Source organism: Candidatus Binataceae bacterium, from assembly GCA_036495685.1.
Taxonomy (GTDB): domain Bacteria; phylum Desulfobacterota; class Binatia; order Binatales; family Binataceae; genus JAFAHS01.
In genome coordinates this window covers 1-11042 of sequence record DASXMJ010000047.1, presented here as the reverse complement: position 1 = coordinate 11042, position 11042 = coordinate 1, and the positions used below count along the sequence as shown (strand labels likewise).

The following is an 11042-nucleotide window of genomic DNA, read 5'->3' as shown; positions in this document are numbered from 1 at the left end:
ATAAGAGGAGCAGCCTCTTCAGGGGCGAGTCCGTCGGGAATGCGGGCCAGTGCCACCACGGGTACCGTAACGCACTCCGAGTAGCCGCCGTCGTAACTGATGCCCGGAATTTGCAGGTTTACGCAGGTTATGAAATCGCCGCGCCGGCATGATTCGCATTTCCCGCAATGTCCGCCGTACCAGCCTACTCCAACCCGATCGCCGACCCTCCATGGATCAGAACCCGGCCCCAGCGCATCGATTACTCCGGCGATCTCGTGACCTGGCGAACGGGGATAGGCGATTCCCGGCAACGCGCCCTCCTTGGTCAGAGAGTCGCTGTGGCAAACGCCGCAGGCCTGAACTTTGACTCTGACGTAGCCACTCCCTGGTTCGGGGATCCGCTCGTCGTTCAATTCGAAAGGTCCACCTGCACTCTTCACGGTTACCTTTTTCATGTTCGGCACTCCTTGCAATTGCCAAAATCAGGAACATCGCGTCCCGCTTCAGGATCAGCATAAGGTGTTTACATCGATGGCGCATACAGTTTGCGTATCGTGATGTTCCCATTCGCAAAAAGAATAGCCGTGCAAACGGCCGCATTTCTCATTCTGTTCGCGCTCATTTTCGTTTCTGCTGGCACCGTTGATTTCTGGCAGGGATGGCTCTTCTGCCTCGTGTTCTTGTTCTCGATGATCGCGATGGGGATTTATTTCATAAAGTACAACCGTCCATTGCTGGAGCGCCGGATGCGATTCGGACCGTGGGAGGAGTCGCGCCCGATTGAGAAGGTCCTCATTACTCTGATCTTCTTGATGTTCGTTGCGCTTATGATCGTGCCGGCGCTGGACCATCGGTTCGCTTGGTCTCGCGTTCCCGGCGCGGTCGTGGTGATCGCGAACATTCTCATAGTCGCCACCTTTGGGTTTTTCCTGGTGGTGCTCCGCGCCAATTCCTTTGCGGCATCGACGATCACTGTCGAAGCGGGGCAGCGCGTGATCTCAACCGGGCCCTACGCGTACGTGCGGCATCCGATGTACGCGGGCGCGGTTCTACTAATCTTCGCAATGCCTATCGCGCTGGGTTCCTGGTGGGGCCTGCTGATCCCTCTGATCTCAACACCTGTACTGATATTGCGAATTTTCGACGAGGAGCGTGCGCTTGGGGCGGAGCTTCCGGGCTACAAGGACTATCTCGTTGCGGTCCCCTGGCGGCTGATCCCGCGGGTCTGGTGAAAGCGCCGCGAGTGCGGCTTGGCGAGCGCCTATCTGGAATACAAATATCGGAGGAGTGTACGGCCGACTGCCTCAAGGCTGGTGGCGGAACAACGCTCGATGGTGTCTTTGGTGGTGTTGAACCAGGGTTCGTAGTCGATGTCGATGACCAGGAAGCTGGGGATGCCGGCCTGGGCGAGTGCGATCTGATCGTCACCGATTAGCGGCCCGGTGCTCGTCGACGCGAAGATCGAGGGAGCCACTTGCTGGCCTATCGTCCAGAACCGATTGACCTCGGGCCCGGCGAACGAGACTGACGAGGAATCGGGTACCAGCTTCAGATCGCTGAAGCAGACCATGTCGAAGATTATTGACTGGGACGGTTTCTGGTTCGGGTAAAAGTCCGCGAGGTGGGTGGCGAAGTGGGGCGAGCCGAGTGCGTGCCACTCTGGATCGCCGGCGCCGAGGGACCTGGGTCCCTCTTCGCCATCGAAGAACACGAAATCCACGCCGTAGGGAGGAGGAGACAGGGCGCTGAGCGCGCGCGCCGTCTCCAGCAACAGCGCTACGCCGGACGCGGAATTGTTCGCTCCGGGCATCGGCGCTTGCCGGTTTTCGGCGTCGGCGTACGCGCGCACGATGCTGTCGTAGTGGGTGCCTAGGATGATCCGATTTGGACGTGCCGAATAGAAGCGCGCGATCAGGTTGGTCAGATTCAGAGGCGCGCCGGTGTCGTCGTTGACGCTCCAGCTCTGGGTTTGGACTTGGTCGACGGCCGTCTTAGCCAGCTCGCGCCTGATGAATGCAAGAGTCTTGGAGTGCCCCTGAGTCCCAATCGCGCGTCGTCCGAACGAGAGTTGGGTTTCGATGTCCCTCATCGCACGCGCACCGCTCCAATGCGAGTCGAGCACGTGCGCGGGCACAACATATCCGGAATTCGAGTCGCTCGCCGCAGCGTGCACCGGTGCGATCGCGGTCATACTCGGCGCGACGCAGAGGGCGAGGAACATGATAGAGACGGTCCGGATCATCAGACTTCGGTCGGGGTGAGAGTCAGGAGGCTCACCGCGCAAGCGGCCAGCAGGACAGCGTAGATGTAGGTGATCGGCCGGACGCCGATGGTTGGAATCAACAGGAAGGTCGTGAACAGCACACCGCATACATTCCCGATGGTGGAAAGCCCGTAGACGACACCCGCCACGCGGCCGCTTTCTTCGGTTGAGCGGATCAGCAGCCGCACGGCGGCAGGGGACAGAATCCCCAGCAGGGAAAACGGCACCAGCAGGAGAACTGAAGACGCGAACAGAATCGCGAACGCCCCGTAGCCGAGCGTGTCCATTACCCAGCGCAGGACGTGATCGGCCGTGGGCGGTACCAGCGCCAGATAAGCGGCGGCGAGCGCGACCGGAATTCCGATTACCCGGGGAGAGGCCTGCCGGTCCACCAGTGTACCGCCGATGAGGTAGCCGATTGCCAGCCCGCTTAGCACGACGGAGATCAAACCTGCCCAGGTGTTGATACCGCCCCCGAAATACGGGACCAGGTAGCGGCTCCCGAGCATCTCAAAACCCATCAGGACGGCGCCGACCACGGCGACGTTGGCGCAGATGACAAAGAAGGATAAGGGGCGGGCGGTCACTTATTAGCCGCCCATTTGCGATTGTGCTTCTCTATCGCCTTGAGCGCCTCGACCGGGGCGAAATCGTCGGTCAGCACGGCAGCCTTGGGATCGACGAGGCTGCCCTCGGTCGACAAAGGTCGGCGCGCGCCCAGCATTTGAGTGAGATCGTAACGCAGATGAAGCGCGGCCTGTCGCTCGGCGGCGATGGCCTGAAGTTCCTCGTGGCTCCGTGGTTTTCCATCGTAAGCGACGACAACGATATTGCCTTGCGCGGGATAAAAGTCGAGGTTCGCGAAGACCCCATGGAGCGTGTTAACCGCGGAATCGAAGAGCATGGTGGTCGGCTCGATATTCTGCACCACTACGCCATCCCCGCTGAGGTGTTCCTTGACGATCTGGTAAAACTGCTTGGTGAGCAGTTGAAACGGCACGAACGGGCCGCGGTACGCATCGATCAGGATCAGATCATAGAGGCGCGGCGAAGACGTCAGGAACAGCCGGCCATCCTGTTCCACGACATTGAAGTTGGGCTCCTGCTTGATGCCGAAGTATTTGTCCGCAAGCTGCATCACCATCGGATCCAGCTCGACTGAAGTTACCGCCGTATCGGGCAGAAAACGATGAAGGTACCAGGCGGTGCGGCCTCCGCCGAATCCGATCTCGAGGATGGAGCTGACCTTCTTGGGGTAGGCGAGACCCACGGTCATGAAGCGCGTGTAGGGGACGGGAAGCTCGCGATCGTCGAGTGGGTTGAAGAGGCTTTCTTCATAAAGGTGCTGGTTGTAGCCGAAGGTCATGCTGACGTACGGCCCTTCCCGATAGACATAGATATTGTTGTAAAGGGAGTCGCGCGACTCGAGCAGCTGGCGGGCGTCGTCCGCGTGAACCGCGGTTACCAGCAGTAATGCGGCGACCACCAGGGCGCCCAGGGGAATCCAACGGCTCATGAAGCTTTCAGAGAGCTAACAGATGTTCAATCGGGTTTCTGTGGCGCCTTAAGATGATCTACCCGTGGCCGATGGCTCCGCTTGCAAAAAAGCGGAAGGAGCACATGCCGTAGGACAGTTTGTCGGCGCATCGGCCCGCCTGTCAATGACGGGGAGAGGAAACGCGCGACCGTTACCTCGGGCGCGCTCGGCCGTCCATCAGGGTGGCCCTGACGCGCCGCGCGCGGATAAGGTTCCAAGTCACGGACCAAGGCCGCAAAAATCGATGGCCTCGATCGACGCGGGGCGATGCGCGGGCAGGAAATCTTAGTGTCCCACGAACCCTAAGGACTCGATGCGCCCACGTGGATTCGTCTGGCGGTTTCCTGGATGCGGTCCATCCAGAAGATGAGTCTTGGGGTATACTCGTGCGGTACGCAGTTGCCGCAGATGTCCTCGGCGGTACGGGTGAGGGAGCCCAGGGCTATCTCGAGGTGATCGGTGCGGGTGAACTCGGCCGGCAGGCAGCTCATGAGTTCCGCGAGCACCTCGAGGGCTGAGGCCAGGTTGCCGAGAATCGAAGCCAGCACGATTTCCTCCACCATCAGCCGGGGCTGATAAAGGAGATCGTGCGTAGTGCGCAACTCGCTGAGGAAGAGCCACACGGCGCTATGCAGCCGAGTAGCCACGCGCCGCATCGGCACCGTAGGGGTTTCGCACAATGTCGTGAGTTCCAGCAGCTCCGAGATGACCACGTGCAGGTTGCTTTGCACTCGATCGAGACGTTCATCGAAAGTGATGCGATGGATTTCGCCGACCAACCGATCTTGTCGATGCGAGACAAACTTCGCGATTACCGCCCCGAAGATGAGCAGCGTAGTTACCGCTTCCACGATTGCAATCAGTCGTGCGAAACCGACTGGGAGGACATCGCCGTAGCCGACCGAGGTCGCGGTGACGAAGCTGAAGTATAGTGAGCTGGCCAGACCGTGGACGCCGATGCCGAGCGGCTGGTTCCCTTCTATGAGTCCGTGCTCACCTGCCAAGGCGCCCACCCAGTAGCCGAACCCGCACAGCAAAACCGTTCCAATCCAGACCAGGAAAAGCTGTAAGGTTGACAGTCGATCGATGAGTCCAGGGATGGAGTCATTCCACCGCTGCCGCTCCAGGACTCGCGCCGGGCCCTCGCCCGCAAGCCCGTCGACCGAAGCGGTCAACCGCGGTCCCGCTGGGAGCGCGCTCGCGTCAGTCGTTGTCGCTTCCGCCACGCGCTCCAGGGCGCTGCCCGATTCGACCCAATCGGCAAGGCCTCCGCGGTAGTCGCGCACCTTGGTATAGCCTAGTTCATGCAGCAGGCCGACCGCCTGCTCGGCCAGATGTCACGTGAATTTGGCGCAGTAGACTGCGATGTCGGCGTTGAGATCGGGAAGCAGCTCGCGCGCATGGCTGGCGACGCTCGGCAGGGGCATACTAATCGAGCCCGGAATGTGACCGGTCGCGTAGGACTCTGCCGGCAACACATCGACCACTTTGAGTGCGCGAGTCTTGAGCCCTTGGCGAAGTTCGTCGCGGGATATGGCCGGAACGTGCGGGGAGGTCGTCGCGGTTTCAGTTTCGGGCGGCATCGGTCAAAGAGCGCGGTCCTAAGCCGCTGCTCAAACATCATCATTCATTGTGTCAGGTCGTCAGGCAAGCAGCTCCGTCAGCTCCTCTGCGACATTCTGAAGGCGGCGGTGGCGTTGTGCAGACGGGGGAATATTCGTTCCTCGCCGATGACCTCGATAACGCGGTGGCGGATCAAGTCCGCCCGCAGCGACGTCGCGGTGCGAGCAAACGAAAACTCGACATTGATTTGCTTGAGGTCCTGGTTGAGTTCGCGCAGCATCCGCGCGGCCGAGTAATCGACATTGGTGATGGCCTCGGCATCGACCACGAGCCATCTCACCGCCGACCCTCGCGCCAACATCCTAACCTCGTGTGCAAACAGGCCGGCGTTGGCATAGAAAAGCGCTGCGCCAAACCGATAAATAACCAGACCCGGCTCGGTGACAGCTTCCGCCACGGCCGGCTTGGTTTCCCAGAGTCCCTGCTCGCCCTGCACCAACACGCCGGTCTGGGGGTGATAACTGTGGTTCAGGACGCGGAACAAGGACAGCACCATGGCGAGAACGATCGCCTGTTCGACGCCGATCAGCACCACGATTGCGGCGGTGAGCAAGGCGAGGGCGAACTCACCCGGGCTCTCGCGCTGGATGTCGCGCAGGCCGCTCAAGTCCACAAGCCGGGCAGCGATAACGAACACGATTGCGCCGAGCGCACATCGCGGGAGGTATTGCAGCGGCTTGGTCAGGAACAGCAGGACGATAGCCACCACAGCCGCGGTGGCAATCTGCGCGAGTTGGCTCTGCCCGCCAGAGGCCTCAACCATCGCGGTCTGGGTCGGGCTTCCATCGACCACGAAGGTGCCGCTTAAAGCGGCCGCAGCGTTTGCCGCCGAGAGTCCGATCAGGTCGGCATCTTCATCCAACCGCTGATGATGGCGGGTCGCATAGAAGCGCGCCGTTGCCGCGCTCTGCGCGACGATCATCACGACGCATGAACCGGCGATCGGAACCAGCTGGTTAATGTCATGCCAAGTCATCGCGGGAAGCCCGAGGCGGGGCAAACCACCACTCACCGGACCGACGACCGCGACGCCGTGGCCGGCAAAATCCCAGAACATGCTGGCCGCGATCGCGCCGGCCACGGCAATCAACGCTCCCGGCGCTTTGGGGGCCAGCCCGCGCAGTCCCAGGATAACGGCGACGACCACCGCCGAGATCAAGGGCGTGATCATCCGTAGCTGCGGGAGGTCGCGGACAACCTCGAGCAGCTGACCTATGGACCGCTGCGAATGAACTTCGACCCCCAGCAGCTCGCCCAACACGGCGATGCCGACCTGAAAGCCAACCCCGGTAAGAAATCCCACCAGCACAGTCTGCGAGAGAAAATCGGCGAGGAAGCCCAGTTTGAGCAATCGCGCGATCAGCAAAAAGCCGCCCGTCAGCAAGGCGACAGTTCCAGCGAGCGCGACGTATCGGGGGCTGGCCAGCGGCGCCAGGTCGCCGAGGCCGCCCGCGAGGATGGCCGCAGTCGCGGAATCTGCAGCCACCACCAGAAATCGGGAGGAGCCGAATGCCGCAAACGCCACCAAGGGGAACAACAGCGTGTAGAGGCCGGTGATAACCGGGGTACCGGCGATCTTGGTGTAGCCGAGCGCCTGCGGAATATTCATCGCGGCGAGCTGGAATCCTGCCAGAGCATCGCGGATTGCGCTGTCGCGAGTTACGGGCCGCACGCCGCTGAACATTCTAAAAGTGGACATCAGACTCAATTCGGCACAAGCGCCAGACAAGCTGGTACGCGCAACGCGGTGGTTTGGTCAAGCCGCGCGAGCTCAACCCCCGGTACAAGAAACGACAACTTTAAAATCAAATGGACCGGTGCGACTAGCTCCGCAAGAGCTCTCGAGCCATCAAAACCCGTATGGTCGATAACTATTTCCGTGACGGGAGCGCGCTCCGAGCTCGACTCCTATCACTTAGTCGGTCCGATGAAGGCGGTCGCAGGCTATTGACAGGAAAATTTTTTTTCGCCGGGGCGTGTTGGGCCAGAAAATTCAGAAAAAATCCGCTGCTGATCCCGAGTGCCATATTGCGAGCGGCTATTGTGGTTGCTAGGTTCGGCGTCTGTTCGACCATCCCAGACCTTATCTAGTCGCGTCACTGAACGAGCGCTGACGGCGAACCTTGACAGTCTTGTTCCGACGCAGACAGGCAAGGGTGAGCCTAAACTAATCCCGTCGGAGTTGGAGCGATACGTGGAGAACGGTTTGTTAACCAGCGCTTTTATGTCTCGCGGATTCGCGTCGATCGGAATGGAATGCGACTACTCGCACCTGGTTGTCGAAGGGACGATTCCCCAGCAGTTGAACGGAACCTTCTACCGCATCGGACCTAATCCGCAGTTCCCACCGCGCGGGACTTACAACCCTCTGAATGGAGACGGAATGGTGCACGCGTTTCGCGTCAGCGACGGATGCGTGGCGTACCGCAATCGGTGGGTGCGAACCGAGCAATGGAGGATCGAGCACGCGGCTGGTCGCGCGCTGTTCGGCACCTCGGGACTTCCGAGCGATAACGATTCCAGCGTAGCGGGCATGAGAACCGACGGCGTCGCGAATACCAATTTGGTCTGGCACGCGGGAAGGCTACTGGCGTTGGAAGAGGGTCATGCGCCGATAGAATTGGACCCGGCGTCGCTCGACACGATCGGCCGCTGGTCCTTTCACAATAAATTGCCGCGCAACATGACAGCGCATCCGAAGATCGATCCCGAGTCCGGCGAGATGCTGTTCTTTGCAAATTTCCCTACCGGACGCATCAGCCACGACATCGAATTGTATGTCGCTTCACCTGCGGGTGAACTGATTCGTGCGCAGAGCCTCACCGGACCGTTCGCGGCGCTGATCCATGATTTCGCGGTGACCCGGGATTTCATCATGGTGGCGTTTTGTCCGGTGACGGTGTCGGTCAGGCGCGCGATGGCAGGTCGGCCGTTAATTGCATGGGAGCCGGAGCGAGGTACCCACGTGGCGATGGTTGCGCGACGGGGGAACGCTCAAGAGGTTCGCTGGTTCAGCGGTCCGCCGAGCATGGCGTGGCACACGATGAACGCCTTCAACGAAGGGGGCCGTATCGTGGTGGACGTTTGCCAGCAGGAAGTTGCGGTGTTCCCGCTGGCCGACGGCGCGCCGACCGATCCGCGCCGTGCCACCCAGCGCTTGACGCGGTGGGAATTCGATTGGTCCAAGCCCGGAAATTTTTCCGTGGAAATCCTAAGCGATGAACGTTGCGAGTATCCGCGGGTCGACGAGCGCTGGATGGGCAAAAGGTATCGCTACGGATTCGTTGCCTGCCTCGGCGGCCCCGGAAGTGCGGACCTCTTTCATCGCGGGGTTGGCCGCTTCGACCATCTGGCTCGTCAGATGCGCATCTATGCCGCGGGGCCACGCAGTGCGGTCGCGGAGCCGGTGTTCGTGCCCGGAGACCTAGGGGCGGGCGAGGGCGAAGGGTATCTGCTCACCAACATCTTCGATGAAGACCGCAACACGAGCCACCTCGCCATATTCGACGCCCAGGAGCTCGAGCGCGGACCGATCGCGCGTGCGCATCTCGACCACCGCGTGCCAGTCGGATTTCACGGCATTTGGCGACCGGCCACTCGAAGCGGAAACTGAGCGGCACAACTTCATGGGGCGCGATCTGATACCCATTGTGAGTCTGACCGGCGTGATACTGGATGCGCTCGGTGGGTTGTACTTGGCCTACGATCTTCTGGGCGGAAAGAAAGGACCGCTGCGCGCGGTGACCAAGAGCATCAGTTACGGCGTACTCTTCGCAGTCGTCTACGGGCTGCCGCTGGGCATGTGGTTCGGATTGGCCGGATTGCTCGTTTCCGGTCCGAGCCTCAGTGTCGAGATCGAGCGTCGTAACGTCCGCGGTAGGCATTCTTTTCGCGAGGCATTGGGGTACTCGTTGCCACGCGCTGCCAGCTTCGGGGTGGCAGGCTGGCTCTCTAAAGACGCAGCGTTCGGAATCGGTTTCGGAATACTTTGTGCGATTGCGCTGATTGCCAGCTATCTGATTATTGGTCCGCCCACCATCTCCGGACGTCCGCGGATAAACCGCACAGTGCTGAAGCGCGGCGCGGCTCGGGCACTAACGATCGGTCTGGCGGCGGTACTTAGCGGCGCAATCCGCCAAGAAAGCCACGCGCTCGTCTATGGGGTTGAGGTGGGATTGGTCACCGGCCTCGCGAGCGGCATTCTGCTGTCTATCGCGCCCGCGATAGAAGCCTGGGTAGACGAGCTTCCCAACTACCGGCTGGGAGCGTATGGAGCTATCCTGGTCGTGATCGGCTCGCTGCTTCAGACCGTCCAGTACCTTTTTCCGCTGGTCGGTGTCTCGGGAGCCTGAAGGAATTACGCGGCGGATATTCAGCAGCCTCGCTCACTGTGCCGGTAGGTGCGATGCGAGATTGAGGAGTTCCTGCAGCGTCTGGTTGTAGCGATAGAACTTGTCTTCGCGAAGTTGATCGCTCGATTCCAGCCACATCTCTTCACCCATCAACGCCAGCGAACTCAGCGTGTGACGCAGCGAAGGCCGCCCGGTTTCCGCGATCTCCCGCAGCATGCGGTTCCAGACCGAGCGTCGTGCGCAGATGACAAAATCGGCGTCGAACGACTCGAGGTGGTCAACTAACTTCGCATCACTGAGCCGGTACCCATCGATGACCACCCCCACCAGGTTCTCGCGGCCATTTTCCCCCTCATCGGGCATCACCCGCACGACAAAGCGGGTCTCGGCGAAGCCGAGTCTCTGGAAGAGGGCGCCCTCGGCCTCCATCAGGCGGCCGAGGGCCAGAAACCAGGCGGGTTCAGGAAACGACGGCATCTTGCGGGCTATCGACCAGCTTGGAGAAATCGGTCGGCAGTATGCAACGTGGACGGCGATCGAGTCCGGCCGAGTCGCAACGCTGCAGGTATTCGTGCACGATTCGTCGCCACAGCTGTCCTTGCAGCTCCATGCCTTTGTCAAAATTCTTTACGCCGCCACCCATCAGGATCGCCATCGGCTCCACCGATTCCGGGATGCTGAAGGTTTCGAGCAAGATGCGTTCTGCATCGTCGAGCTGCTCGTGAATTTCCTCGGCGACGTCGGGGTTGGCCCTCAGTTGAGCGCGCAAATGCATTGTGCCGTAGCCAACGTGACGTGATTCGTCCTGCATGCAACGGCGGAAGATTTCCTGGTCGACGCGGCTGGGAGCGATAAACTCGCCCTGCCGGAACATCGTCAGCACGAATCCCTCGCCCAGCAGGTGCAGCCGTCCAGTCTGTGCCGAGAAACTGGGTGCGTCGAAGATCCGTTTGAGCGAAAGCTCGCTCAGCACGCTTGCGGTTCCGAGGCCCCCTCCGTTTGCGAGCGCGCGCTTGCGGAACACATCCATGTGGCGCGCTTCGTCCATCGCCTGCGTGGCCAGGAACATCTTTACCTCGAAAAAGTCCTGGTTCATCTGACTCATCCAGCGCGTGGGTGCGTCAGCCGCGATGAACTCGACCTCGGTGAGAAAGGTGCAGAGCTGACACATGGCGCGCTCGAGATCGTCGGGCAGGGGCTTCAGCTCCGACCACGGGATATCGCGTGCGGAACTCCATTGCCGCGCGACCGCTTCTTCATACAGTTCGGCCGCGTTGTCGGCCCA

At 60.9% G+C, this 11042-nt stretch carries 12 protein-coding genes; 3 read left to right on the top strand and 9 right to left on the bottom strand.

Features of this window, described 5'->3' with window-relative positions; all coding sequences use genetic code 11:
• Positions 1-437: alcohol dehydrogenase catalytic domain-containing protein (locus tag VGI36_05410; protein ID HEY2484562.1), on the bottom strand; the 437-nt coding region annotated here is incomplete at its 3' end.
• 129 nt (positions 438-566) lie between these two features.
• Between VGI36_05410 and VGI36_05405 the strand changes: the two genes are divergently transcribed.
• Positions 567-1214 carry an isoprenylcysteine carboxylmethyltransferase family protein gene (locus tag VGI36_05405; protein ID HEY2484561.1) on the top strand — a complete coding sequence of 216 codons (648 nt, stop codon included), beginning with the start codon at positions 567-569 and terminating at the stop codon, positions 1212-1214.
• Positions 1215-1243: 29 nt separating this feature from the next.
• Here the strand turns inward: VGI36_05405 and VGI36_05400 are convergent, their stop codons facing one another.
• The 6 genes from VGI36_05400 to VGI36_05375 all read right to left on the bottom strand — a co-directional run bounded on the left by VGI36_05400 (position 1244) and on the right by VGI36_05375 (position 7104).
• A complete protein-coding gene (locus VGI36_05400; GenBank protein ID HEY2484560.1) occupies positions 1244-2224 on the bottom strand; it encodes a M28 family peptidase in 981 nt (326 codons plus the stop codon).
• Positions 2224-2832, bottom strand: coding sequence for a fused MFS/spermidine synthase (locus VGI36_05395; GenBank protein ID HEY2484559.1), 609 nt, complete (start codon positions 2830-2832; stop codon positions 2224-2226). Before VGI36_05395 ends, VGI36_05400 begins: the two co-directional genes overlap by 1 nt.
• Positions 2829-3761: a fused MFS/spermidine synthase gene (locus VGI36_05390; protein HEY2484558.1), complete on the bottom strand. Its 933-nt coding sequence runs from the start codon at positions 3759-3761 to the stop codon at positions 2829-2831. The genes VGI36_05395 and VGI36_05390 overlap by 4 nt, the downstream gene beginning before the upstream one ends.
• Positions 3762-4084: 323 nt before the next feature.
• The gene (locus tag VGI36_05385) at positions 4085-5068 is read right to left on the bottom strand and encodes a potassium channel family protein (protein ID HEY2484557.1); all 984 of its coding nucleotides are present in this window, start codon (positions 5066-5068) and stop codon (positions 4085-4087) included.
• A gap of 51 nt (positions 5069-5119) precedes the next feature.
• Positions 5120-5365, bottom strand: a complete 246-nt coding sequence (locus VGI36_05380) for a rhodanese-like domain-containing protein (GenBank protein ID HEY2484556.1) — start codon at positions 5363-5365, stop codon at positions 5120-5122.
• A gap of 77 nt (positions 5366-5442) precedes the next feature.
• The gene (locus tag VGI36_05375) at positions 5443-7104 is read right to left on the bottom strand and encodes a SulP family inorganic anion transporter (protein HEY2484555.1); all 1662 of its coding nucleotides are present in this window, start codon (positions 7102-7104) and stop codon (positions 5443-5445) included.
• A gap of 525 nt (positions 7105-7629) precedes the next feature.
• Between VGI36_05375 and VGI36_05370 the strand changes: the two genes are divergently transcribed.
• On the top strand, positions 7630-9018 hold the full coding sequence (locus tag VGI36_05370) for a carotenoid oxygenase family protein (protein HEY2484554.1): 1389 nt from the start codon (positions 7630-7632) through the stop codon (positions 9016-9018).
• Positions 8945-9757, top strand: coding sequence for a hypothetical protein (locus VGI36_05365; protein HEY2484553.1), 813 nt, complete (start codon positions 8945-8947; stop codon positions 9755-9757). The genes VGI36_05370 and VGI36_05365 overlap by 74 nt, the downstream gene beginning before the upstream one ends.
• Before the next feature lie 33 nt (positions 9758-9790).
• On the opposite strand, the gene VGI36_05360 is transcribed toward VGI36_05365, so the two are convergent.
• Entirely contained in the window at positions 9791-10234 is a 444-nt protein-coding gene (locus tag VGI36_05360; GenBank protein HEY2484552.1) for a hypothetical protein, read from the bottom strand.
• A partial coding sequence (locus tag VGI36_05355; GenBank protein ID HEY2484551.1) for a hypothetical protein occupies positions 10218-11042 on the bottom strand: 825 nt, incomplete at its 5' end. The genes VGI36_05360 and VGI36_05355, both read right to left, overlap by 17 nt.

Coding starts and splice junctions, on each gene's coding strand:
- VGI36_05400 (HEY2484560.1), bottom strand. CDS start 2,224: ATGATCCGGACCGTCTCTATCATGTTCCTCGCCCTCTGCGTCGCGCCG.
- VGI36_05360 (HEY2484552.1), bottom strand. CDS start 10,234: ATGCCGTCGTTTCCTGAACCCGCCTGGTTTCTGGCCCTCGGCCGCCTG.
- VGI36_05390 (HEY2484558.1), bottom strand. CDS start 3,761: ATGAGCCGTTGGATTCCCCTGGGCGCCCTGGTGGTCGCCGCATTACTG.
- VGI36_05380 (HEY2484556.1), bottom strand. CDS start 5,365: ATGCCGCCCGAAACTGAAACCGCGACGACCTCCCCGCACGTTCCGGCC.
- VGI36_05375 (HEY2484555.1), bottom strand. CDS start 7,104: ATGTCCACTTTTAGAATGTTCAGCGGCGTGCGGCCCGTAACTCGCGAC.
- VGI36_05370 (HEY2484554.1), top strand. CDS start 7,630: ATGTCTCGCGGATTCGCGTCGATCGGAATGGAATGCGACTACTCGCAC.